The 26,431-nt window shown below is 44.0% G+C and carries 26 protein-coding genes and 1 pseudogene; 1 reads left to right on the forward strand and 26 read right to left on the reverse strand.

All coding sequences use genetic code 11. The annotated features are described in order from the left end of the window. Positions 1-33: 33 nt before the first annotated feature. The 6 genes from rseP to K1I94_RS08185 form a co-directional block, all read right to left on the reverse strand. Positions 34-1,290, reverse strand: coding sequence for an RIP metalloprotease RseP (rseP, locus tag K1I94_RS08160; protein WP_223315017.1), 1,257 nt, complete (start codon positions 1,288-1,290; stop codon positions 34-36). A 227-nt stretch (positions 1,291-1,517) separates the two neighbouring features. Then, entirely contained in the window at positions 1,518-2,321 is an 804-nt protein-coding gene (locus K1I94_RS08165; protein WP_002907967.1) for a phosphatidate cytidylyltransferase, read from the reverse strand. A gap of 18 nt (positions 2,322-2,339) precedes the next feature. After that, the gene (locus K1I94_RS08170) at positions 2,340-3,089 is read right to left on the reverse strand and encodes an isoprenyl transferase (RefSeq protein ID WP_002907966.1); all 750 of its coding nucleotides are present in this window, start codon (positions 3,087-3,089) and stop codon (positions 2,340-2,342) included. 229 nt (positions 3,090-3,318) lie between these two features. Then, positions 3,319-3,654, reverse strand: coding sequence for a preprotein translocase subunit YajC (gene yajC / locus K1I94_RS08175; protein ID WP_002893835.1), 336 nt, complete (start codon positions 3,652-3,654; stop codon positions 3,319-3,321). A gap of 177 nt (positions 3,655-3,831) precedes the next feature. Further along, positions 3,832-5,808: a transketolase gene (gene tkt / locus K1I94_RS08180; protein ID WP_223315018.1), complete on the reverse strand. Its 1,977-nt coding sequence runs from the start codon at positions 5,806-5,808 to the stop codon at positions 3,832-3,834. Between the two features lie 548 nt (positions 5,809-6,356). After that, positions 6,357-6,614 (reverse strand): hypothetical protein, encoded by a 258-nt coding sequence (locus K1I94_RS08185; protein ID WP_002893837.1) that lies wholly within the window; start codon positions 6,612-6,614, stop codon positions 6,357-6,359. A gap of 368 nt (positions 6,615-6,982) precedes the next feature. On the opposite strand from K1I94_RS08185, the gene K1I94_RS08190 reads away from it, so the two are divergent. Beyond that, positions 6,983-7,123, forward strand: coding sequence for a hypothetical protein (locus K1I94_RS08190; RefSeq protein WP_223310989.1), 141 nt, complete (start codon positions 6,983-6,985; stop codon positions 7,121-7,123). A 132-nt stretch (positions 7,124-7,255) separates the two neighbouring features. Here the strand turns inward: K1I94_RS08190 and K1I94_RS08195 are convergent, their stop codons facing one another. From K1I94_RS08195 to K1I94_RS08290, 20 genes and pseudogenes are all read right to left on the reverse strand, one after another. Continuing rightward, positions 7,256-7,666 (reverse strand): hypothetical protein, encoded by a 411-nt coding sequence (locus K1I94_RS08195; protein ID WP_002907961.1) that lies wholly within the window; start codon positions 7,664-7,666, stop codon positions 7,256-7,258. Continuing rightward, complete coding sequence (locus K1I94_RS08200) at positions 7,656-7,976, reverse strand: DUF4176 domain-containing protein (RefSeq protein WP_002907960.1); 321 nt, start codon at positions 7,974-7,976, stop codon at positions 7,656-7,658. The genes K1I94_RS08195 and K1I94_RS08200 overlap by 11 nt, the downstream gene beginning before the upstream one ends. 17 nt (positions 7,977-7,993) lie before the next feature. Beyond that, entirely contained in the window at positions 7,994-9,574 is a 1,581-nt protein-coding gene (locus tag K1I94_RS08205) for a virulence protein (RefSeq protein ID WP_223315019.1), read from the reverse strand. Further along, positions 9,564-9,926 carry an energy transducer TonB gene (locus K1I94_RS08210; protein WP_125407566.1) on the reverse strand — a complete coding sequence of 121 codons (363 nt, stop codon included), beginning with the start codon at positions 9,924-9,926 and terminating at the stop codon, positions 9,564-9,566. Before K1I94_RS08210 ends, K1I94_RS08205 begins: the two co-directional genes overlap by 11 nt. A 12-nt stretch (positions 9,927-9,938) precedes the next feature. Then, positions 9,939-10,211, reverse strand: a complete 273-nt coding sequence (locus tag K1I94_RS08215; protein WP_125407563.1) for a TIGR04197 family type VII secretion effector — start codon at positions 10,209-10,211, stop codon at positions 9,939-9,941. 272 nt (positions 10,212-10,483) lie between these two features. Next, a complete protein-coding gene (locus K1I94_RS08220) occupies positions 10,484-11,362 on the reverse strand; it encodes a CPBP family glutamic-type intramembrane protease (RefSeq protein ID WP_223315020.1) in 879 nt (292 codons plus the stop codon). Positions 11,363-11,388: 26 nt separating this feature from the next. After that, a complete protein-coding gene (locus tag K1I94_RS08225) occupies positions 11,389-12,396 on the reverse strand; it encodes a serine hydrolase domain-containing protein (protein WP_223315021.1) in 1,008 nt (335 codons plus the stop codon). 374 nt (positions 12,397-12,770) lie between these two features. Next, the gene (locus K1I94_RS08230; RefSeq protein ID WP_223315022.1) at positions 12,771-14,909 is read right to left on the reverse strand and encodes an ATP-dependent Clp protease ATP-binding subunit; all 2,139 of its coding nucleotides are present in this window, start codon (positions 14,907-14,909) and stop codon (positions 12,771-12,773) included. 457 nt (positions 14,910-15,366) lie between these two features. After that, positions 15,367-16,131 (reverse strand): amino acid ABC transporter ATP-binding protein, encoded by a 765-nt coding sequence (locus tag K1I94_RS08235; RefSeq protein ID WP_223315023.1) that lies wholly within the window; start codon positions 16,129-16,131, stop codon positions 15,367-15,369. A 12-nt stretch (positions 16,132-16,143) separates the two neighbouring features. Next, positions 16,144-16,830: an amino acid ABC transporter permease gene (locus tag K1I94_RS08240; RefSeq protein ID WP_223315024.1), complete on the reverse strand. Its 687-nt coding sequence runs from the start codon at positions 16,828-16,830 to the stop codon at positions 16,144-16,146. 3 nt (positions 16,831-16,833) lie between these two features. Further along, positions 16,834-17,526, reverse strand: a complete 693-nt coding sequence (locus K1I94_RS08245; protein WP_002908662.1) for an amino acid ABC transporter permease — start codon at positions 17,524-17,526, stop codon at positions 16,834-16,836. A 199-nt stretch (positions 17,527-17,725) separates the two neighbouring features. Continuing rightward, positions 17,726-18,610 (reverse strand): transporter substrate-binding domain-containing protein, encoded by an 885-nt coding sequence (locus K1I94_RS08250; RefSeq protein WP_223315025.1) that lies wholly within the window; start codon positions 18,608-18,610, stop codon positions 17,726-17,728. Between the two features lie 15 nt (positions 18,611-18,625). Next, on the reverse strand, positions 18,626-19,627 hold the full coding sequence (locus tag K1I94_RS08255; RefSeq protein ID WP_223315026.1) for a uroporphyrinogen decarboxylase family protein: 1,002 nt from the start codon (positions 19,625-19,627) through the stop codon (positions 18,626-18,628). A gap of 87 nt (positions 19,628-19,714) precedes the next feature. Continuing rightward, on the reverse strand, positions 19,715-19,915 hold the full coding sequence (locus tag K1I94_RS08260) for a hypothetical protein (protein WP_002893853.1): 201 nt from the start codon (positions 19,913-19,915) through the stop codon (positions 19,715-19,717). Positions 19,916-19,970: 55 nt separating this feature from the next. Next, a complete protein-coding gene (locus K1I94_RS08265) occupies positions 19,971-21,017 on the reverse strand; it encodes a uroporphyrinogen decarboxylase family protein (RefSeq protein WP_223315027.1) in 1,047 nt (348 codons plus the stop codon). A 212-nt stretch (positions 21,018-21,229) separates the two neighbouring features. After that, positions 21,230-22,279: an LLM class flavin-dependent oxidoreductase gene (locus K1I94_RS08270; protein ID WP_223315028.1), complete on the reverse strand. Its 1,050-nt coding sequence runs from the start codon at positions 22,277-22,279 to the stop codon at positions 21,230-21,232. A gap of 230 nt (positions 22,280-22,509) precedes the next feature. After that, positions 22,510-22,770, reverse strand: a pseudogene (locus K1I94_RS08275) (glutamine--fructose-6-phosphate transaminase (isomerizing)); the annotation flags it as partial. 59 nt (positions 22,771-22,829) lie between these two features. Beyond that, the gene (locus tag K1I94_RS08280; protein ID WP_223315029.1) at positions 22,830-23,966 is read right to left on the reverse strand and encodes a mannitol-1-phosphate 5-dehydrogenase; all 1,137 of its coding nucleotides are present in this window, start codon (positions 23,964-23,966) and stop codon (positions 22,830-22,832) included. A 61-nt stretch (positions 23,967-24,027) separates the two neighbouring features. Then, complete coding sequence (locus tag K1I94_RS08285; protein WP_223315030.1) at positions 24,028-24,465, reverse strand: PTS sugar transporter subunit IIA; 438 nt, start codon at positions 24,463-24,465, stop codon at positions 24,028-24,030. A gap of 1 nt (position 24,466) precedes the next feature. Then, positions 24,467-26,422: a BglG family transcription antiterminator gene (locus K1I94_RS08290; protein WP_223315031.1), complete on the reverse strand. Its 1,956-nt coding sequence runs from the start codon at positions 26,420-26,422 to the stop codon at positions 24,467-24,469. Positions 26,423-26,431: the final 9 nt, after the last annotated feature.

The following is a 26,431-nucleotide window of genomic DNA, read 5'->3' on the forward strand; positions in this document are numbered from 1 at the left end:
TTTCTTTTTCATGGCTCTATGAGCTTCGGACTCTTAGAAGAATAATTTCATAATATCGTTCCAGGTAACGGCAATCATCAGGATGACCATAATAGCCACTCCAGACAGAGTGATATAGGTCTCCGTTTCTCTTCTCAGCGGTTTTCTGCGGATAGCCTCCAGAATATTGAGGACGATTTTTCCGCCGTCCAAGGCTGGAATAGGAATCAGGTTGAAAATACCGATATTAAGCGACAGCATGGCCAAAAGGCTAAGGACTGCTGGCAAGCCTTGCTCTGCAGCCTGACTGCTGAAATTGTAAATAGCGACCGGACCGCCCAACTTATTGATATTGAAGTTGAAGATGATATCTTTCAGAGCTGACAAAATGCGAACTGTGGTAGACCAAGCTGCAGTAAAGCCGCCAACGACCTTGTCCCAGAAGCCTGTCTTGACTGTTGGGGATACGCCTAGCAGATATCGATTGCCGTCTTTTTTAGGCTGTACGGTAATTTCTTTCGTTTCGCTGCCGTGCTTGTAGGTAACTGACAAGGTCGGTGCATCCTTGCTTTTGGATGTGATTTTCGCCAGAGCGCTGGTTAGATCTGCCCAGTTGCTAATCTCATAGTCATTAATCTTAAGGATTTGGTCGTTATTTTGAACTCCGGCAGCTGCTATGGCACTGCCATCCATAACTTGGAAATGATTGCTGTTCTCATCGCGAACGCCGCCCTGAACAAAGGCCAGCAGCATAAATACCAGAACGCTCAGGATGAAGTTATTCATAGGCCCAGCAAAATTGGTGATGAGGCGACCCCAGATACTAGCATTCTGATACTGAACATCCAGTGGGGCAATCCGCACCTCAGTGCCGTCTTCTTCAACAATCGTTGCATCATGATCTACTGCATAAGTCTTGAGCTCGTCAAGGACCAGACCTGTGATTTCCAGCTTTTCCTCAAAGTCAAAGCCAGTCACATTCATGGGCAGAGCTGTCTGGTCAACCTTTTTGCCAGAGAGATTGATGCGAACCACCTTGCCCTCTGCATCCAAGGTCAGACTAGCCGGTGTCCCCACCTTAATGTCAGTGGAGTCTTCCCCCCAGCCGGCCATGCGCACATAGCCCCCCAAGGGTAAGATCCGAATCGTGTAGGCCGTCCCGTCCTTGCCAATATGGGAAAAAATCTTGGGTCCCATACCGATAGCGAACTCTCTGACCAAAATGCCGGACTTCTTCGCAAAGTAGAAGTGTCCGAACTCATGGACCACCACAATGATCCCAAAAATAATAATAAAGGTTATAAACTGCATGGACTTCTATATTTTACCTTTCCTAGAAATCTTGTTTTTTCTTTAAATCAAAGAAGGAGCAGAAAACGGCCAAATACCGAGCTTCCCGCTCCTGCATAGCTGACACTCTTGAAAATAGGTTAGAAGCTCAATTCAAAATTTTTGAGCCCCAAATCCCAGTTTCTTCTCAGATTGTGCGGTCGTTAGACAAGCTTGCCATCCCTTGCTTTCAGCTATGCTCGACTGTCTTAGAACAAGCCGAAGAAATGCATCAGCGGAAAGACGAAGAGAAGGCTGTCAAAGCGATCCAAGACACCGCCGTGGCCAGGAATGAATTTACCAGAATCCTTGACCCCGAAATGACGCTTGACTGAGCTTTCGACCAAATCTCCCAACTGACCTGCAATACTAAAGAGCACTGCCAGAATCAAAAAGACAAAAGCATTATAAGGAGTCGCCACTTGCGGTCGAACCAACATAAAAATCCCAGTCACTAGAACGGCTGATAGAATGCCGCCCAGGCTTCCTTCAATAGTCTTATTAGGAGAAACTCTCGGCGCCAGCTTTCTTTTACCGAAACGCACCCCTACCAGATAAGCTCCACTGTCAGTAGCCCAGACGATAAAAAGAGCCAGCAGGACCTTGTCAATATTCATCAAGCGGGCATCAATCAAGGCATTAAAGCCAAGACCGACATAAAAACTCGCTGCAATCGGATAGGCCGCATCTTCAAAGGTGTAGTTGGAACCTAAAACAGTCGAGATCAGCAGAAGGAAGACGACCAAGCCATAGGCCACGACATTGCCATCGACCGGCAGAAACTTCAGATAGTTCTCCAGGGGCAGGGTTAGAACAAAGGCTGCCAGCATGGCTAAGACACCTTCGATGGTCGCTGTCGGCAGACCTTTCATTTGGAGAAATTCATGCACCGCAAGCATAGCCAGCAGGCCCACAAAAATCTGAAAGACGACTCCTCCTGTCAATACCAGAGGAATAAAAATAGCAAGAGCGATTCCTCCAAAGATTAGACGTTTTTGTAAATTTTTACTCATACTCTTTTACTTTCTCCCTTAAACACCGCCAAAGCGTCGATTCCGACGGCTGTATTCTGCAATTGCAGCCTTCAAAGCCTTCTCATCAAAGTCAGGCCAGAGAATATCCGTAAAATACAGCTCACTGTAGGCTGACTGCCAAGGCAGAAAATTGCTGAGGCGCAGCTCTCCACTGGTCCGAATCACCAGATCCGGATCGCGCAGCATCTTAGGCAAGTTGCTGGTATAGAGGTAGTTGCCAATGACTTCCTCAGTAATGTCGCCAGGACTGAGTTTGGCATCCAGAACATCCTGAGCAATCAGTTTAACCGCCTGATTGATCTCATATCGGCCACCGTAATTTAGAGCAAAATTGAGAATCAAACCTGTATTGAGCTTGGTCAAGCTTTCAGCCTTTTCCAGAGCTTCAAATGTCGCCTTAGGAAGCTTAGCCGTATCACCAATCATCTGAATCTTAACATTGTTCTTGTGCAGCTCCGGCACATAGCGGTCGTAAAATTCAACCGGCAGATTCATGATAAAGGAAACTTCCTTTTCCGGCCGAGACCAATTCTCCGTTGAAAAGGCATAGACAGTCAAGACCTGAACACCCATTTCCTTGGCGGCAATCGTCACCCTTTGCAAGGTTTCCATGCCAGCCTTATGACCGAACACGCGCGGCTGCATTCTTTTTTTGGCCCAGCGGCCGTTGCCGTCCATAATAACAGCAATGTGTTTGGGAACATTCAGCGGTGCGTTCAGCTTTTCTTTTTTCTTAAAACTAAACATACTTTTTATCCTATTTAAAGTTTTGTCAGTTCATTATATCATAAATCCTTGGAATGTGGGCAATTCATCCGCTTTTTCAAGCCTGAGGGCATAAAATAAGGACAGAATGTCAACTAAAAAATCCAAACTCACCTAGCCTGTCCAAACTGCGAGGCCAATAAGCTTGAAACCAGACACCTTCTAAACGTATGAGTCAAAACAAAAAACAGCCCGCAAGCTGTTTATTTCTTTACTCTTCAATCGCTGATTCTTCCTCAGGAACGTCAACGCTTCCTTCACCACCAGCAACAGCAGGAATCCCCTCCGTTAATGGCAGTACGGTCTTAATTGCTGTCAGTTCAAAGGTCAGGTAAACACCGTCCACATCCAGAACAACTGTTTTCTTGTCTGTGTCCACTTCATCTACCGTTCCATACAAACCGCCGATGGTAATGACTTCATAACCCTTTTGCAGCTTGTTAAGGCTTTCCATACGCTGCTGAGCCTGTTTCTTTTGGGCACGCATCTGGAAATAAGTCATCCCTACCAGTACAACCGCAAATACAATAAGCATAATTGGATTCATATCTTTTCTCCTTCGAATGTCATATATGAACTACTATAGCAGATTTCCCTTATTTTTACAAGACGATTCTGACTTTTCAGGCAAAGTCCGTCTCAAGTCGGATGAAGCATGACTGGCCTAACCACATTTTTTAAAAAGTAAAAATCAGGATGACTAACACCCTGATTTTATGTCTTTTTATTTAAGATTTTTAACAACTTCTGCTACATGCTCAACTGTAAAGCCATATTCTTCCAGAACCTTGCCTGCTGGAGCAGATGCACCGAACTGGTCGATTCCGATAACTGCACCGTCCAGACCGACATACTTGTACCAAGGCTGGCTGGCTGCCATCTCGATCGCTACGCGGCGACGAACTGCATTTGGCAGAATTTCTTCTTTGTAGGCTGCATCTTGAGCATCAAAAAGCTCTGTTGATGGCACGCTGACAACGCGGATTTTAGCGCCATCTGCTGCAAGTGCTTTAGCAGCTGCAACAGCCAAATTAACCTCAGAACCAGAAGCCAGCAAGATGGTATCGAAATCTGCTCCTGTTTCATAAACCACATAAGCACCTTTAGCTACCTTGTCAAAGTTTGTGCCTTCTTCGACTGTCAGATTTTGACGGGTCAAGACCAGAGCAGTCGGAGTAGATTGGCTCTTAAGGGCCAGGTACCAAGCTGCCTGAGTTTCACGCGCATCTGCTGGGCGGAAAACAGTCAGGTTTGGAATGGCACGCAGACCAGCCAAGTGCTCAATCGGCTCGTGAGTCGGACCGTCTTCACCAACTGCAATAGAATCATGCGTGAAAACATAAGTCACTGGTAAGCCTTGAAGGGCAGACAAACGGACAGCAGCCTTGACATAGTCTGAGAAGACGAAGAAAGTACCACCGTAAACGCGAAGACCACCATGAAGCGCCATACCGTTGAGAATTGTTCCCATAGCAAACTCGCGCACACCAAACTGGATGTTGCGGTTGAGACGGTGGGCATCATCCTGCAGACCGTCTTCCTTGATGTAGGTCATATTGGAGTGAGCCAAGTCAGCAGAACCACCGAGGAAAGTTGGAAGCACCTTAGCTGCTGCATTGAGTGCATCCTGACTGGAATTACGGGTCGCTTGAGAGAAGCCATTTTCAAGCACTGGGAAGTCTTCTGGTTTGATTTCTACTGGATCCTGACCAGCGATGATGGCTGTTACTTCTGCTGCTAATTCTGGATGGGCTTGCTTATAGTCCTCTACTAGCTGCTTCCATTCATCATAAGCTGCTGCACCGCGCTCCGCTACATTTGTATGGTAGTCTGCATAGACTTCCTCAGGAATCTCAAATGGCGCATACTCCCAACCCAAGGCTTTACGAGTAGCTGCCGCTTCTTCTGCTCCCAGAGGCGCACCGTGAACTGCATTCGTTCCTTGCTTGTTTGGAGAACCGTAACCGATAACCGTCTTAACTTCAATCAAAGATGGTTTGCCAGAAGCTTTAGCTTCATTGATAGCTGCATCAATCGCTGCAAGGTCTGTTCCGTCTTCTACCAAGGCAGTATGCCAACCGTAGGCTTCATAGCGGGCACGAACATCTTCTGTAAAGGAATCCTTGGTCTCTCCATCTAGGTTGATATCATTTGAATCATAGAGAACAACCAACTTGTCCAGCTTTTGTAGGCCAGCATAAGAAGCTGCCTCAGCTGAAACACCCTCCATCAAATCACCATCACCACAGATGACATAAGTATAGTGGTCGAAAATTGGATAGCCTTCACGATTATACTTGGCAGCCAAGAAACGCTCTGCCTGAGCAAATCCAGTAGCTGTAGAAATACCCTGTCCCAGTGGGCCAGTAGTAGCATCAACACCAGCTGTGTGGCCAAACTCTGGGTGGCCTGGTGTCTTAGAACCCCATTGGCGGAAGTTTTTGATTTCCTCCATGCTGACATCTCTGAAGCCAGACAGATGAAGCAGGGCATAAAGTAGCATAGAGCCATGTCCTGCAGACAGGACGAAGCGATCGCGGTTAATCCAGTTTGGCTCTTCTGGATTGATACGAAGTTGTTTAGTAAACAAGTCATAAGCCATTGGCGCAGCGCCCATGACTACACCAGGGTGACCTGACTTAGACTTTTCAATCGCGTCAATCCCTAAAAAGCGAATGGCATTAACTGATAATTGTGACATTGGATTCTCCTTATTTTTACTAAAATCTGTCCTGACATCAGAACAGGATAAACAATGGTCGTAGAAACGATAAAAATTGTCTCATATCTATTATAAGAAAATTATCCCTATATCGCAAGATAGGGATAATCTCATCTTTTTATAGATTTATTATAAATCTTGAAAGCGATAACAAAAAGACCAAGAATTACACAGGTGACTGTTCACTCTTGGACTGTCAAAAAAATCTGCCCATAAGGACAGAAAAAAGTAAGAAAGTGAGCATTGCTGCTCTTAAGTTCAATTGAGCTTCAAACTTGTTCCATTAAGTTTTAGCGGAACCTAGACTTAGCTTGCGCTCAGTCTGCATCAATGCCTCTAAATTCGACTGCGCCCACAGCTTGTCTCATTAAGTTTTTGCGGAACGTAGTTTTCGCTTACGCTCAAACTGCATCTATGCCTCTAAGCTCTGCTCGACTCTACGAGCCGGCAATCGCTAAGAGGCATAGAAAAACCCAGCTATCCAAATGGTTAGCTGGGTTAGGGTTGAGCTACATCATAGTTTTAGACTATCCTGCGGCCTTTTGATGAATGGTGATGCCGTATTTTTCATGGTTTTCTTCATACCAATTAATTAAGGCCATCGCAGTTTGATAAGTAATGTTCTTAATTTTGCTGGTCCCTTTAGTTAAGGTCAGGATACTCATCTTGCTGATGTTTGCATCCGTCGCAATTCGATAACTAGTTAAGGTTCCATTAACTAACAACTGAACAACAGCCTCGACTTTCCTATAGTCGGGCATGGTTGTAATATCCAACTTTTTCATAATTAAATCCTCTCCTAAAATTTAATTTACTAATCCATTATACACTTTTTTCTGACATTTACATATATAAAAACTTGAAAATGTACAAAAAAATTAGAACACAATCTATTGAAATGTCAACTTTTCATGTTTTATCTCCATTATCTAAAAAATTTAAAATGCCCAATTGTCATTTGCTGTCTTCCTCCAAATTATCTAAACATTTTTTAGAAGCCTAAATCATGCTAGTTCAGATTATGTGAGTGTCTTCCAACAGTTTTTTTAATTTTCTGAAAGCTGATGAAATACAGTATTGCGTTCCCGCATTTTACACTAGTCTGCTTTAGAGTTTTCAAGAAAAAACTTAAAAAATTTAGAGGAAAATAGCAATGTTAACCTTTCTAAAAAGTAAGCAGCTTCATGAAGCCAGTATGTTAGTCTATCAGAGAGAACGGCAGTATCTAGAAGAAAACAAAGAGCAGATGACAAGTGATAGTTCTTATGCCCTTGCAAGTATTTCCAAATTATGAAATGGAGCACCAAGCCAATAGAAAGGTTTTGATAGAAGACTTGTATAAGGCTTATCAGCTCTTTCGCTGCTGCAGGAGCCTGTTCAAATGACAAAATCCGCCTCGCTAGAACGAGACGGATGTAGCTGTGCATTAAAAAGACTGAGATTTAGACTTCTGCTCCAGTCTCTTGGCTGAGGGGCTGTCTTTTCTGACCAGATAAAGGCTCTCCTTGGAATTGGTCGGATCCTCCTTGAGCTTGAGCATGAGCAAATCCCCATTGTGGACATAGCTGTAAAATTTAGACCCTAGCCGGATACTGCCGGCCTTGCGGTCAATGCTGCCCTTCTCTTTCAGACCGTCTTTATAGAGGGTGACTTGCTGGCCCCTAAGATTCAGAATCGTTTCCTTGTCCAAGCCACTGAAGCCGTCTGCCCCATCCTCAATCTGGCGGTAATACACTCCGTCCAGACTGGCCTCATTCAGGCTGGTAAAGAGGAAGAGAGCTCCAAAAGCTAAAGCAAGAAGGACCAGGCCTGAGAAAATAATTGTCTTACGCTTCATCTGCCGCTCCTGCTCTTTCCGGGACGGTCAGCCTGGGATAGGGGATATCAGCTATCAGCTCGTCATAACGCTGGAGCAAATCCTGAAAAGTCACATCTACATAACCAACAAAGACCAGCCGCTCAATATCTTCTTTATTAAAAAAGATTAATTCTTTTCCCGTCAGACCGGAGGGCAGGGTTACTGCCCCAAAGTCAAAGTAGCCGGTCTGTCCGTCAAGGGTCGTCACAGGAAACTGGCTGACAATCATCAGGGGTTGAGAACTGCCCTTAACCATGACTACACTTCCGATAGGTAATTGTTGCTTCATCAAAGTCTCCTTTCTCCTTAAGCCAGTGCAAGCGCTGGGAGGGCGACTACAGGAGCTACTGTCACTGCAACTACTACAGCTGCAACTTCCAGACCATTCACGGTTTGCGCCCCCGTTTCAACCGAATTCACCGTTTTATTTCCATTCGAGTCTTTACTGATGTTCGAGTCGACGCCATAGACTCCAACCATACCATTCCAGATATCAGTAGATACTTTAAGACCGGCCGCAGTATCGTGTTGCTCTGTTCCAGCATGTAGAGAAAGATTAATCTCCGGCATAGGGAGCCAACCTGTGTCTGTATTTAAGCCAACACTGCCATTGACACCAATATGATAGCCACCGACACTGATTTGAGGGCTGGCATTAAGCTTCCAGTCACTGGCATCTATATCAACAGAAGCCACACCCAAATCTACAGCCACTCCATTAAAAATACCATTATTTGTCTTGTACTTGAAAATACCAGGATCGTCTTCTTCCACAGTTGTCGAGTATTTGGCATAGGTACTATATAACCAGCCTGTACTCCAGTCAGTCTTTTTGGAGTGTTCCAGGGTATTGGTATGACCAAAAAGAAAGTCCCAAAAGCCCGATGAACCACCGCTACTACCAGAAGACTGTTTGGCAGCAGGCATAGCTACTGTTTGGGCACCAGTTTGATTGCCTGCTTGCTTCATAAAGCCCAGCATAGCCCCAGCCCACAGCCCATTGAAAGCAGCCTGCGAGAGACTACCAGAAGCCTGATCTGCCTTGGCCTGGTCCAGTCGTGCCTTGAGGATGGGATCAGCCTGCTGGATCGCTTCTTCCAGATGGCTGCGGAGGGCCTGCGGAATGTTCCGGCTGGGATAGCGCTCTAGATAGGCCTGGACAGCCTGGATATCCTCCGGAGTCAGCTCTTCACCGCTGTCTAGCTTATCCATGACCTTTTGAAAGGCAGCTTCAACTGCTTTTTTGCTCTCCCAAGCTGTTTCAACAGTCTGGGGCCAGGTCATCCTGTCCGGACTAGGCAGGACAAAGCTGCCGTTAAAGTTTGCAAAGCCTTCTGTCATCAGGCTCAGAGCTTGGTCCAAAGCAGCAGCCAGCCCCGGCAGATTGTCGAAAATGGTGGCCGACGATGAATAAAAGGCCAGCAGTTTATTTAGCTTGTTCTGCAATTCATGACGTTTGTCCTGAGCTGCTGTAATGGCATTCTGGATGCTGCTTTTGGTAGAATCAGCTACATCCTTCTGTTTATTGGCCTCGGTCAGAGCCTGATTTTGGCTGTCAATGGTCTGATCATAAGAAGCAATTTGACTCTCCAGGACATCCTGATCCAAACTCTCTTCTGCCACCTCACTGACATAACGGCTGGGCAGATCGCTGCCAGCCTTAACCAACTCTTCTTCAAAGAGAATCGCTGCCTTAAAGAGGGGAAGAAACATCCCCTGACAGTAGGTTTTAGCACTGTCATATGCTGTTCCGGTCAGCCCGCTTTCCCCTACAAAATTTTCCATGGCCTGCATGGCAGATTCATAAGCCGCGATCCTCACCTGGCCGGCAGTAGCCATTGACCCTGCCTGCTGGTTGGAAGCAGGGAGTTCCATCTTAGCGCCCATATCCAGCCTCCTTTTCTTCTGCTTCTAGGGCTTGTCTATACTGCCCCTGGATGGTCTCAATTTGACGGTCTAGCTTTTTTCTTTCCTTATCCAGCCGATCCTGACCATCCTGGATATCCAAATCCAGCAGTCGGTGACTGTGCTCAACCAAACCCATAATATCATAAAAATCCTGACTGTCCTTGGCCGTTAAGGGCAAATAATTCAGCTCTCTTAAAGCCGAAAGTCCCCGGTCATAGAGATAGTCCATATCCTCTTCAAAACGGTCTAGACGACGCTTTTGCTCCTCAGCCTTATCCAGCTTTTCAAAAGCCCGCAGGCGTTCGGCAGCCAGAGTTTGGGAATTCTTCATACTACTTCCCCCTTATCCCTCAATATCCGCAGCCATTCCTTGATCGGTCGCCTGAAATTCCTCTGCTACGCTTTGCAGGAGCTGACTGAAGCTTGTAATCTTACCGGCGATATCAGCTGACGCTGTTCTGGAATGATCAATTTCCTCACTGGCCCGACTGTTTCCTTCCAAACGACTGATAGCATCCTTGTCAGCCTGAGATGCTGCACCTATCTGACTGGAAGCGACTGAAAAGCTATTAGCATGGCTAGCTGCTAGCCCATTATCACTTTTAATATCTGACATTGCTTGCTCCTCTGTTTTTGCTTTTATTTTATGACATTTATATTATAAGTTCAAGTCTCCGCCTGCTTTTTAACCAAAAAGAAACAAGACTGATAAATAATTCCAATCTTGTTAATTGCTAAACCTACTTAAGCTAGTGCTTTTAAAGTCTCTGATTTCCGCTACCGAATAATCAGAAACTCATCCTCCAGATCGCCTTCCAAATCTTTGACAGCCAGATGATTCAAGCGAGAGCCGGCAACATTATCAGGAATCTGCTCTCTGTTACTCTGTTAGCTCGCCTTTCCATACTCCTGTTTTTTTCTCCATTTCCGTATAGCTAGGCCGACGAGTAGATAAAGAATAGTCGGAATCATCCCCACTGATAGCGAGAAGAGGAAAGCTTGATTTTTTTCTACCGAGACAAAGCCTAGTAATAGTAAAGGATTTATAACCGCATCCTCCATAGTGTGCATAATTACTAGCGGCCATACTGACTTAGTAATTCTAAAAATCTCTGTATACATAACCGTCCAGCATGCAACAGTTATCATCCCGATAAGGAAGAATGTAAACCTTCCAACCGGCAAGGTATTTTGGATTTCTCTCTCAGACAGAAACTTCATAATGTAAGGCAGATGCCAAATCCACCAGATAAAGCCAATAAGTAGATATAGTTTTAAGTCGGATAATTTTAATTTGATTAATTGATTGGTAAGATATGCCCTCCAAACGGATTCTTCAAAAATATTTTTTATGAATTGAGTCCCTATCTGTGTGAGCAAGATTCCAAGATAGACCGTGAACTCGACCTTCACATCTGTCACTCTGATGCCTTGTGTCATCAGTCCCAAGAATATCACTATTATCGTAACAAGAGGGTAAACTAAAAAACTAACAAGATATAACTTTTTATTATTTTTAAAATTAATAGAAAACCCTGCCTCTTTCCAGCCGTCTCCGCCAAAGCTTCGAAGAAAGATGGTACAGATTAAAGGAGTTACCAGCCAAATCAGCATCCCTAAAGAGCCGCTTCCTATCTCTGTTCCGATATTTTCGTAATGAGCCTGGCCGGTTACTTTATCAACGACATAACCAATCCAGCCACATAGGGTGCTGAAGAATGCAAAGATAATGACATTGCGCTTAATTGTAGTTATGGACTGTTTCATAGCAGTCTCCTTTCGTCAAAAATTATTCATCTCTCTTGTTTTAAATCCTTCTGTCTCTTAACACCGGCCGCAATAGCCCGAAAAATGGTAGGGTAGGGACGTTTTTTTGTCTGGTTGAACGTGCCTGAGACGAAGACATCCTTTTCTGGACAATAAAAGGCGAAACTTCCTGTTATCCCACTATGGCCACGAATTTCATGTGCGCCACCGAAAAAGAGAAACATGAAAGAGCTAATCGTCAGCTGCATCATACCGCTGCCATACTTAAGAGGACGGAATTGAATGGGGCGAAAAGTCGGCTGTTGAATATGAGACTTTGCAAACAATCTGCCAGTAAAGAAAGCACGGATAAAGGTCATTAACTCCCTGTTAGTCGCCACAATACCGCCTTGGTAGACTTGACTGGAAAGATAGGCTTGAAAAGCTATAGACTGCTTGCCATTGTATAGGGGAGCAAGTTTCTCATGGCCTGTCCCCCAATGGGTCTGACTAAGCTGAAGCGGCTGGCAAATGATGTTCTCCAACAATTGCTCAGCAGTCTGCCCAGTCACTGTTTCAGCCATTTTTCCTAAGAGCATAGCATTGATATCAGCGTAGTAGGCTTTATCTCCGTCCAGACATGATCTAGCTGGCAATTCTGCTATCATTTCCAGAGCTTCTTCAAAAGATACCCGCCGATCGGCTTTGTACAAGTCTTCTATCAAAATCTTTCCATTCATTTGACGGTCCATTTCATAATTCGGAAAGCCGGATATTTGATCAAGCAGATGTCGTACGGTTACCTGCTCCGCTTGAGGCAGATGCTTGGTCACTTCTGGCGGTAAAATATCCGTCAAGCCTGTATCATAGGCCAGCTTTCCTTGGTCAATCAGTTGGAAAACAATCGCATCAGTATATAACTTAGAAATACTGGCAATGGCAAAAGGCGTGTCACTCGTCATCTGTCCCTTGTTTTCTTCCAAATAGAGTTGTTCCCCCTGATAGGCTAATATACTGGCTTCATAAAGTTGCCTGCTTTTTAGAAAAGTTGTCATTTGCTGTCTTCCTCCAAATTGTCTAAATTTTTCCTTGAAAATCCTACAGCATGCGAGATTAATCTCTTGTTTCAAAAAAGCTAGGTTGCTAGGTTGATTCTATTCATCGACTGCTTCAGCAATATCAAGATTTTTTTCATTTTACCGATACCTTCTAAGCAATCCTGGCTTTTTATCAGCATCAGGTTTCAATGTTTTTATATACCTAATAGTAACATTTCTTTTAGGTGTTGTCAAGAAGGATTAAGTTGAGATTTTGGGAAAATGCTAATTTATTTCCAGAAAGGGGGCTTATTTGGAATTCCTACTCAACAAAAAAGACCTGCCTTCATCTAAGAAGGAGGTCTTTGAAAACTTAGTTGACTTAGTAAGTTTTATTCTGCCTGTTTGTCTTCTTCAGATGCGGAAGAACCCTTTTCCTTGATAACCAAGACACCATCTTCCAAATCGGCTGTCAAGTGCTTAGCATCTAGATTGTCTAAGTGGAAGTCAGTCACCTTGTCACGAATTTGCTGCTCAATGACACGGCGCAGCGGACGAACACCCATGACTTGGTCATAACCAGCGTCGCGCAGGAATTCCTTAGCTGCATCAGATACAGCCAGATCAATTTCTTTCTTGCTCAAGGTTTGATTTACTTCGATCAGCATGAGATTAACAATCTCCATCAAATCTTCTTTCTTGAGATGAGAGAACTCAATAACCGCGTTGAAACGATTGAGGAATTCTGGACGGAAGTAAGCTTTGAGTCGATCCATCAGATCAGGTTTTTCTGCATCCTCTTCCGAGCCAGCTTCGTAGCCAAAGCCAGCATTGGAAGTCGCAATGATGACCGTGTTCTTGAAGTTGACTGTATTCCCTTGACCATCTGTCAAACGACCGTCATCCAGAACTTGAAGGAGAAGGGTAATCACTTGTGGATCCGCCTTTTCAATCTCATCCAAGAGAATGATAGAGTAAGGATTGCGACGCACACGCTCGGTCAAGGTGTTGTTGTTATCATCATAGCCGACATAGCCTGCAGTCGTACCAATCAGCTTGGAAACAGCAGTCCGGTCGGAGTATTCTGACATATCCAGACGGATGATGGCTTCCTTGGTACCGAACATATCCAGAGCCAGTTGCTTAGCAAGCTCAGTCTTACCAACACCAGTTGGTCCAACAAAGAGGAAACTTCCGATTGGACGGTTGCCTTCATCAAATCCTGCACGATTACGGCGTATAGCTCTAGCCACGGCTTCTACAGCCTTATCTTGGCCGATAACTTTAGCTTTGAGACGGTCATTCATGCCCTTGAGGCGCTCAATGTCGCTGGCACCCATCTGAGATACTGGTACACCCGTCATCCGTTCAACAGACTCTGCTACGTCGTTGACCGTAGCTGTCACCTTCATATCCTCAGTGTGATTTTGAATTTTCTTTTCTAGCTCTTCAATGCGAGTCTTGGCATTCAGAGCTGCTTCATAATCTTCTTTCTCAACAGCCGCTTCCTGTTTGTCTTTCTGTTCAGCAATCTCATTTTCAACCGCATGAACATCAGTCACTGGATGCTGGGCTGCCAAGTGGGCAGCAGTCACGTCGACCAGGTCAATCGCCTTGTCTGGCAGGCTTCGTTGTGGAATATACTGAACAGAGTAATCCACAGCCGCTTTCAGCACTTCATCCGGCAGGATGACATTGTGGTGCTTTTCGTACAAGTCCCGAATACCTCGAAGGATCTGATAGGTATCTTCGGCAGACGGTGCATTGACCTTGACTTCATTGAAACGACGAGCCAAAGCTGCATTTTTAAGGATAGTATTACGGTACTCGTCCTGAGTAGTAGCTCCGATAACGGTCAACTCTCCACGAGAAAGCGCTGGTTTGAGAATGTCCGCCATGCCCTTAGAGCCACTATCTCCACCGATAGATCCTGCTCCTAGGATTTGATGGATTTCATCAAAGAAGAGGATAATGTTGCCGGCTTCCTTGACTTCATTGACCAGGTTTTGGATATTTTCTTCAAAGCTACCACGATATTGAGTACCAGCTTCCAGACCGGAAATATCAACAGAAATAATTTCCTTATTCTTGATAGCCGCTGGCACATCACCATTGACGATAGCCTGAGCCAATCCTTCTACGACAGCTGTCTTACCAACTCCGGCATCTCCAACCAGAACTGGATTATTCTTAGTTCGGCGGGAAAGGATTTCAGCTGTTTCTTGGATTTCCTTATTGCGTCCAATGACTGGATCTAACTTTCCATCACGCGCTTCCTGAGTCAGATTGCGACCTAGCTTAGCCAGAATACCATCCTGCTTAGGTCCTTGAGCATCAGTCTGGCCAGTCTGCTCACCTGCTCCTTGACCAGGGAGCTTACCAGTAGCCCGGTACTGAGCAAACTCTTCCGGTGTGACCTCTCTACCATTAATCAAGTAGCGCCGGTGTTCGCTGTTGTAGCCACCCATGCGCCCCATAAGTTGGTTGAAAAGGTCGTCCATATTATTAAAATTGTTGTAGTTGTTGTTCATAGCATTACCTCGCTTTTTTCATATTTTGCTTTACATAATTTTTATTTTTACCAAAGTTTCAGATAAGAAATCTCTTCCTTATCCACTATAAATTTTGATTTGGGAGATCTTCTCCAATCTATTATTTTACATAACTTATTCTCTTTTCAAAAATCAAGACTGAATCAGTCCCTGCTTTTATGAGTGAATTTAATCTCTTTCAGAAGAAGATGATTTTACATAACTTTAAATCCTCCCAAAAATAATTGCCTTCCGGCTGTATTCATATCTTCTGATTAAATTTACGTAAACTTTTTTGTTTACAGTTGTAATTCTATCACGATAAAATCTATTTGTCAATAGATTTTACATAATTTTTTAAAATAAATTTACAGTTGTAATCGAAATTGACGTCGACTCTTTTCTCATTCCTATAAAGACGCCTTTTTATAATAAAAATCTGGACACTGTCCAGATTTTAAATCATATACTCTACACTATAGCTGGCGTCTGATAGAATGCGGGACAGAAACTGTTGGGTCCGCTCTTCCTTTGGACTGCTGAAGAATTCCTGAGGAGGATTTTCTTCGACGATATGACCGCCGTCCATAAAGATGACATGGTTGGCCACATCACGGGCAAAGCTCATCTCGTGGGTCACAACGACCATGGTCACTCCCTCCTGAGCTAGCTGCTTCATGACACTGAGAACTTCACCAACCAATTCCGGATCTAGAGCCGAAGTTGGTTCATCCAGCAGGATGACATCTGGCTTGACGGCAATGGCACGGGCAATTCCAATCCGCTGCTGCTGGCCGCCTGAAAGCTGCGAAGGATAATAGTCCTTGTAGGCTAAGAGGCCCACGCGCTTCAAGGACTTTTCCGCAATCTCAAGCGCTTCTTCCCTCGGTATCTTACGAGCTATCACTAAGCCCTCTAAGATATTTTCAAGGGCTGTTTTATTGGCAAAGAGATTATAATGTTGAAAGACAAAGGCTGTCTTTCTACGGATTTCCAAAATCTCTTTTTTGCTGAGTTTAGCCAAATCATAGTCCTTACCAGACAAAGTCAGCTGGCCGCCATCCGCTTTTTCTAAGTGATTCAGACAGCGCAGAAATGTTGTTTTCCCAGAGCCCGAGGGTCCCAGAATAACCACAACGTCACCTTGATTGACCTTGAGACTGACATCTGCTAGCACCTGGTGCTCTCCAAATCGTTTGGAGATATGTTTTACTTCTAACATAATCTTTCCTTCCTAAACAAGGGCGTAGCGTTTTTCCAAGCCCCTAAAAATCCACTGAATCAAGCCACAAATAATGAGATAAATAACAAAAATCACCAGATAAGACTCTGAATACTGGTAAGAATGGGAGGCCTCTATCTTAGCCAAGGCTGTGATATCCTTGACCGTCATGACAAATACCAGCGAGGTTCCCTTGACTAGATTGATAACCAGATTGGCCAGATTGGGCAGGGCAGAACGCAATGCCTGAGGAAAAACAACTCTCCGATAGGCTTGAAAATTCGTTAAACCAATCGCTTGAGCCGCCTCCAACTGCCCTTTATCCACCGTCAAAATGGCAGAGCGCAGAATTTCCGACAAACTGCCTGTCGTCATCAGGCTATAAATGATGAAAGCATAGTAAAGCGGATTGAACTTAAAGACGTCTACCTGACTGCCCAGACTTTTAAAAATTTGATTCAGTAAGCTAGGAAAAAGACTATAGAAAAAGAGAATGAGCAAAATGGGAGGCGTCGCCCGAATAAAGGCCAGATAAACCACTGAAAAGGTCCGCACACCTCGAACTTTATAAATCTGCCCTAAAGCCAAGAGCAAGGCTGGAATAAAGCTGAGCAGAATAGCCACCACCATAATGATCAGGGTTACCGGTATGCCTTTCAAAGTAACCAGAAAGGTATTTACAATATAATTCAAATCCATGCTTTACCTCTCCTTGACTATCAGACTTTTTTCCAGAAGCTGGGAAGCAAGCGAAACCACTAGGGCAATCCCCCAGTAAATCAAGGCCACCGCTGTATAGGTTTCGAGGGAATAATTGCCTAGATTACGGCTGATGAGATTTTGCCCCGCTCCCATGACATCAACTGCCCCAATCGTATAAGCCAGCGCAGCATCCCGCATGAGATTAAGAAGGGCAGTAGTCAGATTAGGCAGGGCGATGCGAAAAGCCTGTGGCAGGACAATACGCAGAAAAGTCTGCACCGGTGCCAAGCCAATACTGAGACCTGCCTCGGTCTGTCCCTTGGGAACAGCAAGATAAGCTGCCTTGAAGACTTCCGCAATCATAGCCGCAAAGAGCAGAATCATGGTGATGATGACAAACACAGTCCGCGACCAATTATTGATATCCAGCCCCAGCCACCATTCTAAAAACTCTGGAATGCCATAAAAAACCAAGAAAAGTAAGACAATAGGCGGTGTACATCTAAGGATAAATATATATCCTCTAGCTAGGCCAGCAAAAGACTGCTCCTCAGAAATCTGAGCCCAAGCCAACAGACCACCCAGCAAGGAGCCAATCAAAGCTGTCACAAACATAATCCATAAAGTGGTCGGCAGAGCCTGCAGCAGACTAGGCAGCAGCCCAAAGACACGGGACAAGTCATACGAGACCATAATTTTCTTCTCCTTCGACAATGATTAGATAGAATAAGCTTCTCTTGGACGGACACTTTCAGATTGGAGCAGCCATGCTCTCGCCTAGTTATCCTCTTTGAAAATCCCTTCAAACAGCATCAAGGTCAGCCTAGAAGCCGCCAACTCTATATTCAGCCAACTTCTCAGTCAGCCTTTGATTATCGGCAGACAGCAACCACTAGTCCTTGTCCACATAAGAGAAGACATCTTCTCCGAAATACTTTTCAGATAGTTTAGCCAAGGTTCCGTCTTTTTCCAGTTCCTTAATTGCCTTCTCGTATGCCTTGGCAAATTCTTCATTTTTTTCGTTTTTATGAAGCAGGGGATAGGTCGGAATCCCCTTGTATGGGAACCAAGTCAGTTGATCCGCATACTGGTGGTAAGAACCTTCCTTGTCCGTCACAGCTTTTTCAAACGACAGCTTGATGTCAAAGAAAGCATCGTAGCGCCCTTCCAGAACCCAAGCATAAGCATCAGCTACCTTAAAGGACTCTGCTGCAGTCAAATCAATAGGAGCACCGCTATGCTTCTGGTTATACTCTTCGATAACGGCCCATTGAGCATTCTGCGGAGAGATTGGTACCAGCTTGCCCTTTTCCTTGGCAAAATCATCAATGGTATTGTATTTTTCAGCGTCTTCCTTGCGAATAGTGAAACCGATAATGCTAGCTCCGATTGGGCTTTTTGGAATGATGAACTTCTTCGCCCGCTCTTCGGTGTACCAGGCTCCCTTGGTTCCAATATCGTATTTACCAGATTCCAGACCGACTAAGAGATCCTCATCACTGGTACCAGTATATTCAAACTGATAGTCTGGCAGCTTTTCATCAATGGCCTTGAGAACAGCAACCTCATAGCCATCTGATTCTCCCTTTTCATCCACAAAGTCATAAGGAACATAGTTCTGTGTATGTGCCACTTTCAAAGTTGTGACCTTGCCACTGCCTGATGTAGAGCTGCTCGTCTTGCTAGATGAAGCACCTGTCAAGGTCCGCCCCAAATAAGTCGCAGCTACAATAGCAATCACTGCTGCTCCACCAATAATCCATTTTTTCTTGCTCATTCTTTCGTCTCCTTCTTATGATAAGCTTGCTGCTTGGCGAACCCACTGAATCCGCTCTGCCTTAATATCGCTTGGAATAGTACAGTCAGCCCCGATAATCAAAGCTTCCTTGCCAGCCTCTGCTATCAGCCGCTTGGTCTCATCTTGAATAGCTGCTTGACTGCCCGTGTAGAGCAGGCCGTCCTTGCCATTTTCAAAGCCACCGAGAACAGTCCGACCGCCAAATAATTTACGGCCCTCCGCTAGGCTGATGCCTTCTGGCCCCACTGCCCAGTTGATGACCTGAGCTGGATAGTCAGTAAAAAGATGAACATCATTTCGCGCGCCTTCGTAACCGCAAATGTGCAGGATATTCACTCCGCCAGCCGCATTGCCTGCTTCCAGCACCGCCAATTCACTAGGAGCAATAAAAGCCTTATAGTCTTCAGGCGACACCCGTGCATCCTGAATGCTCTGAACGCTGAGGTAGATTCCATCCGCACCAGCTTCCTTAATAATCCGCTCCGTCAGAGCTGCAATATCTTGAGCAATCACATCCAGCACCCGCTTCGTGAGCACCGCATCCTCTGCCAGGAAATCTGCAATGATATCATCTCCTCCAGCAACCTCGCCAACCAGCCATTTGAAGTAGGTTACTGGCGCAAAAATATTGTAAATAGCGACTAAGTCCTCTGTAAAGCCAGCCTTAATCTTCTGAACCAGCTCCACCTGCTCACTAATCCAAGGGTGGTCAGCACCTAGCGGCTCAATAGCTGCCAACTCCTTGATAGATTGGACTTTTTTCAAGCGCTCATTAGGATAAGCAAAATAACCATCACTCATCAGCTTGATAAAGTCTGGCTCAACTTCTGTCAGAAAAGCTTGATGACCAGCCAGATTTTTCTCAATAATGGCCTGATTTCCAAAACCAGCCAGCCACTCATCCTCGCTGGTAAAATGATGCCAGAAACCAACTGGCACTCGGTCAACGGGCTCTCCTCTGAAAGCCTTCAGTACTAATTCTCTTTTTGAAGTCATCTTCTCTCCTTTTTTATTGTTCCTATCTAGCCAATGAGTTGTTTTTTAGCTTTTTCATTGGACTAATTCATCATTTTAAGTAAAATTCTAATCCGACAAGAGCAGAGCAGCGATATCATTGGGCTGCATCAAGCCAGTTGACTGATCTGGTAATTTCTTGAGCACCTGCAAATCATCTTCTTTTTTGTCTGAAGACTGATGAGCATAAATCTGACTGATGCTCAGAAAGGTTCCTATTATCAAGAATATCAGAGCAAGAGCTGCAAGCCTTTTTTGATACCGATTCATCTATCTCCCTCCTTGAAAGAGTTGAAAAATGCTCTTTAGAACTTTGGCAATTCCATCAGAACTGACTAGCTGCCTGACGAATCCAGTCCAATCTTTCTATTTCAAAATCATCTGGTACAGTGCAGTCAGCCCCTAGAATCACTCCCTGACTGCCAGTTTCAGCCAGCAGCCGCTTGGTCTCAGCCTCTAACTCTGCACGACTGCCTGTATTTAGAAGAGCTGCTCTGCCATTTTCAAAGCCGCCCAGGACAGTCTGACCGCCAAAGAGCTTACGCCCTTCCGCTAAGCTGATCCCCTCATGGTGAGTTGCCCAGTTAAACACTTGAGCTGGGTAATCCTTGAAAAGTTCTAAATCATTGCTGGCCCCTTCAAAGCCGCAGATATGGAGAATATTCTGACCGCCAGCCGCATTGGCCGCTTCCAGAACCTTGACCGTACTAGGCTCAATATAACGACGATAACTGGCCTCATCTACCCGACCGTCTTGGATTTGCTGGGTACTGAGATAAATCCCCTCAATGCCTGCTTCCTCAATGATACGTCTAGTCAAAATAGCAATATCGCCAGCAATGACATCTAAAACATGTCCTGTCAGCTCGGAATCCTCTGCCAGAAAATCTGCAATCTCTCTATCTCCTCGTGACCCTTCCCTGCGGAACCAGCGCTTGAGATAGGAGACCGGCGCAAAGATATTGTAGAAGGAAGCGAGGTCCTCTGGATAGCTTGCTTTTACAGCCTTAACCATCTCAATCTGCTGCTCAATCCAAGGATGATGCTCACCGATAGACTGAATAGCAGCCAAGTCCCGAATGGACTCAATATGATCCGAATAAAGCGCGCTAGGATACTTAAAGAAGCCATCGCTCATAATCTTGACAAAGTCTGGTCGTGCAGCTCGAACATAAGCAGCATGCCCCTCAACACTTTTATTGAAAATCACTGGATTATCTAGTCCTAGCATCTTTTCCTCTTGGCTTACAAAGTGAAACCAGAATCCAACAGGCACTCGGTCAACTTCTTCACCCCGAAAAGCTCTCAGCACTAATTCTTTCTTGCTGACCATTGCTTCCTCCTTCTTTGAATTTGTAATATATCTTACCATCCTCTCCTTCTTCTGGGAAATATATTTTCCCTATCAGCCTGATTAAAAATATTTATCAAAGCAAAATAAAAAAGCTAGACTAAGCTAGCTTTTTCAAGGCTTTTCAGACTCTGCTGAATAACCTTATTTTTTGTACCCTTTTTAGATAAGTACCATATATATTTTCTATGGATGAGATAGGTAATTTTTATCAAAAAACTGCTACTCCGATCTTACTTACCCTTAGCTGCAAAATACTCCCGCACGAGCGGTGCAACCTTGGTGCCAAAGAGTTCGATAGACTGGAGAACCTGCTCATGCGGAAGCGATCCCAACGGCAGATGCAGCATGAAGCGGTCCAGTCCCAGCTCCTCTATCATCTTGATTAATTTCTGAGCGACATTTTCAGGGCTACCGACAAACATGGCCCCCTCTGGTCCTACCTGATCCAGGTATTGCTCATAGGTCATCTCCCGCCAGTGAGGGCGGTCCTTAGAGATAGCGTCCACTACCTGCTTGGTCGGATGGAAGTAAGTCCGGACCGCCTCCTCATTATCCTCCATGACCCAGCCCCAAGAGTGGGCAGCGATCTTCAACTTTTCATCTGAGTGGCCACTTTCCTGCCCAATCCGGCGATACGCATCCAGCAGGGGCTTGAAGCGCTTAGGCTGTCCACCGATAATGGCATACGCAATTGGCAGGCCCTTCTGGGCGACCTTAATGGTGGACTCGACATTGCCCCCCGTCGCTACCCAAACTGGCAATGTTTCTTGCACAGCCCGTGGGTAGACTTCCCGATTGTCAATAGTCTGCGTCAGCTTGCCCTTCCAATTTAGCCGAGTCTCGGTACTGGCATAGAGGAGCAGGTCCAGCTTTTCATCAAAAAGCTCTTCATAATCCTTCAAGTCATAGCCAAAGAGCGGAAAGGACTCGATAAAAGAGCCACGGCCAGCCATGACCTCTGCTCTGCCATTTGACAATGCATCAATCGTCGCATACTGCTGGTAGACTCGAATAGGATCCAAGCTCGACAGGACACTGACAGCACTGGTCAGACGAATCTTCTCCGTCTTGATCGCGCCAGCCGCCAGCACAATCTCCGGCGCAGAGACCGCAAAGTCCTCCCTGTGATGCTCTCCAATGCCATACACGTCCAGCCCCACCTTGTCTGCCAGCTCAATCTCTGCTATCAGCTGCCGAATCCGCTCATCATGAGTATAGGTCTGCCCTGTCCCCTCCAGCGGCGTTGTCTCTCCAAAAGTAGAAATACCTAATTCCACCATGCTTTTGTCCTCCTGATATTTAAGATAAAAATATTTTATCACTAATTAGTGATAAATACAAAAATGATGCTCAACCTATTTGTCCATCTGTATGAAATAGGATGACTGTCGTCAGCATGGCTTTGCCATGGTCGAAAGAGACTTCCAAAGAGCATCGTCACCAAAATACCATACCAAAAGCCCCAGAAAAATCTGAGGCTTAGTATTATTATCAAGATTGGTTAGAAAGCTTATTCTACAGTGACAGACTTAGCCAGATTACGCGGTTTGTCAACATCCAGACCACGGTGCAAGGTTGCAAAGTAAGCAATGAGCTGTGTCGGTACCACCATAGAGATTGGTGACAGGTATGGATGAACCTGATTGAGTACGATATCGTCTCCCTCCTTGGCTACATTCTCCTCAGCAATGGTCAGCACCTTGGCTCCGCGCGCCACAATACTCTCTCTGAAATTGTAAATAAAAGATAAATTAACTGACAACAATAAAATGATAGCTGATGAACTAAAGATCATCAGCTATCATTTTATTTGGGGGGCACTAATTAACTTCATATCAGCTCTACAATCCGATTAATCAATTCTTTATCGTCTAAACCTGTAACTTGAACAACAACGTCTCTGATTGGCTCATTGCTTAAAAGTTGGTCTAATTTAACACTTTCTTCATCATTTACATCGCGATAGTCAAAGGCATAGCCAACTGTTTTAAGTAGATTTTCATAAGACAAACCGCGTTCTTTCAATTCACGAATCGGTCGGATGAACCGTTCATTATAACCTAATTTTCGGATTGGAGTACGAGCTACCCGGCTAACCTCATCCACTATGAAAGGATTTTCGAAACGTTCTATAATGACTTTGTGATAATTTTCTAACTCTTTTTTATCAAAGTTCCATTTGGCAATCAAGAGACTGCGAATTTCAGCTAAAACGGCTTCAATCTGAGACTTGATATCAGGATTCTGGAGAGCTTCCAAAATTGTCTTGGCACCATAATGAGCACCAATGTAAGCTGAAGTTGCATGTCCAGAATTGACTGAAAAAAGTTTTCGCTCAATAAAAGGTTCCAAATCTTCTTCATAATGAACATCTTCTAGACGTAAATTTAGATTTTTAAGACGCTTGGTTTCCACGACCCATTCATTAAAGGGCTCGACAACAACAAAAAGAGGATCTTCGTGACTTTGTGCTGGAACAATCCTGTCTACTGCAGCATTTGGAAAACCTATATAGTTCTCAGCAAATGTCAACCCTTCCGGACTTAAATATTTCTTGACTTCTTGATAGAGAAATTGAGATCCTCCAATCATATTTTCACAGGCCATAACATCCAATGCTTGCGTATTTCCTGCAGCCCGTCGAGCTTCGATTCCCTTAGCTAGAAGTTCAGCGATAAAAGGGAGTATATTAGGTCCGATTGCAGTAGTAATGATATCCGCCTTTTGAATCGCTTCAATAACTTGCTCAGGATGTTCCTTACTATTAATGCCAGCCACATTAGCTATCTCTATGCGGGGCTGTCCTTCCTGAGCAATTTCAATTTCATACTTGCTCTTTTCATTTAGAGCATGAATTATCTGATTATTGACATCCACAAAATCAATATGAAAACCATTTTTGAATAGAATTTCGCCTATAAAACCTCGACCGATATTGCCGGCACCAAAATGAACAGCATGTTTCATTGAATTTCTCCTTTTCTTGTTTGAGGGACATATATACTAGATGATAAATGAAGAAATTCGATTATTCAACAGCATCAAGTAAGCGCAATACTTCCTCTTCTGACTGAGCATCTGCTAATTTAAGAACATTATCTACATCTGCACAGAAGATAGAAATTTTCTGAATAATTTCTAAGTGTTCATTACCAATACCAGCAATACCAAAAAGAACTGTTGCCACTTGAGGGCTAGATTCATTCCCAAAATCAACCCCTCTTGGGACTTGAACGACTGTTATGCCAGACTTGAGGACATCCTTTTTTGCTGCATCTGTTCCATGCGGTATGGCGATAAAGTTACCCATATAAACAGACAGCTCTTTATCACGTTCAATCATGGCTTCAATATAGTCTTCATTAACATATCCACCCTCATAAAGAACTTGCCCACAATAACGGATAGCTTCCTCCTTGTTAGAAAATTGTTTATTAAGCTTAATCAAATGTTTTTCAAGTTTCATGTTAGTTCTCCAATTTCTTAATTTTTTCGTTAAAAATAGTATTTAGCATCTGATAAATAATGGATTGATTTCCCGTCTTGTAAATCTCTGTATAAAGATGATTTTCAATAATCGACTGACTGATAGCTGTCATTAAATCTCTCACTTCCTCGCTAGCCTCCTTAGACATAAGCATTAGCAGACACCTTTTGACCTCTTCTTCCTCTCGTTTCATTGACAATGCGGAGATAGGTAGTTTGAGTTCAAACATAGTAAAACTATTTGTTGTTACCTTGCTAGACTGACTATGTAAAAGTACCAGACCAGTATTAGGAATAGCCATAGGACTATTATGGAAGTGTGATAATAATTTTCTTGTTAGATAATCACAGTCACTCACATTCTTCTGATATTGGATGATTTGTTCTACCGTGCGCTCAAATGATTGCTCATTCTCCAATTGTACCAGCTCAAATTGACTCAAAAGCTGACTGCTAGATATCAAATAATCTTGCAAGTCATAACTTTTCTCCGGAGCGATAGCATCACGCGCGACAATCGTGCGATGTGCCTGTACATACTGAAGCCGTTCCTGCAGTTCAAGCAATTCTTTGACGGTTGGAAAACTAGAAATTACATCAATTTCCTGATTAGCCAGTGGCTTGGTAGATAAAATATAATCATACTGACTGAGATCAATACTATGATAGTCTGCTAGAGACTGAATATCTATCCACTCTACGAAAGGAGCAACACTCTTAATTTTACTGACTAATAAATCTCTAGTGACCCGACGTTCGTCCGTTAAAAGCAAAATACGGACTGGATAAATCTCTGGACTGCGACCTAAGCTAGAGATAAAATGTAGGGCAATCATGCCATACTCATACTCTGTATGAAGGTATTTCGGAAAAATATCATTCACCAAAAGACTGATGACTGTATAAAGAAATTTATTTCTTTCAACTAAAAGCTGGACAGATTCTGGTAAATTTTCACCCTGAAAAAGAATAGGGACGCCTAAACTGAGCCGAATATGATGGAAAAGAAAATTGAATAAAACCTTGTCCTTAAAAAAGTCAATCTTGGTGTACATGGAAACCGTATCAATCAGATTTGAAATATTGTAGAAAAATTCACCATCAAATTTCTCCGTAAAGAGCGGGTTTTCCTGACGTTTAATGATTAATTCATCCAAGATGCTCGCAAAATAGATAATTTCCTGAATACTATAAAATTGCTCAGTCTGCTTAGAGTAAGCTTGAAAAATTTTTTGAGAAATCTCCAAAGCTTGCTTACTAGTATTAGGCAAATTTTCAATGTTTTGCTCCTGACCTATAAGAGATAACAAGATTGCAAAAAACATCTTCATCCTAGCATCCATATCTGGAAAACCTGACAGTTGCTTATTAACAATCTGACTGGCCAGCCGAGTTCTGTCTGCTTCTAAAATATCAAAGCTTCCAAAATTGCTGGTTGAAAAATCTGACACTGAGATACAGTTTGTCAGTAAAATAGCCAAAAATCTTCTCTTACTAACTGAATCACCAGAAATCCGATAACCCTTTTGCCGTTCAATTTTCAGATCAAAGTCTAAAAGACGCTTATCTATATCTGAAATATCCTGAATAATAGTTACATTACTGACTTTCGTGCACTCTTGCAAGGCTTCATTGGTGACAAAACCATTCTCAGTCAGAAGGCGATAGGTAATCAACTCTTGTCTTTCTTGGGGACTATACTCAACTAACACTTCAAGTTCTGTCGGTAGATCGTCCAGTTCTCCAGTCAAAATATAGTATTTCCCATGCTTCGTTATTTCAATCCCATATTGCTCTATGCTATCTGTCAAATCTGATAAAGTCCGATAAATTGTTCTAGATGAGACCTGTAAGATTTCAGTCATGTCTTGTATTGAAAGCTTCCCTACATGTAGGAAAGCCTTCAATAATTGTTCTTCTCGTTTGGTTAATAGCATTCGTAATTT

The sequence above is a fragment of the Streptococcus sanguinis genome (assembly GCF_019929145.1).
In the GTDB taxonomy this organism is placed as follows: domain Bacteria; phylum Bacillota; class Bacilli; order Lactobacillales; family Streptococcaceae; genus Streptococcus; species Streptococcus sanguinis_U.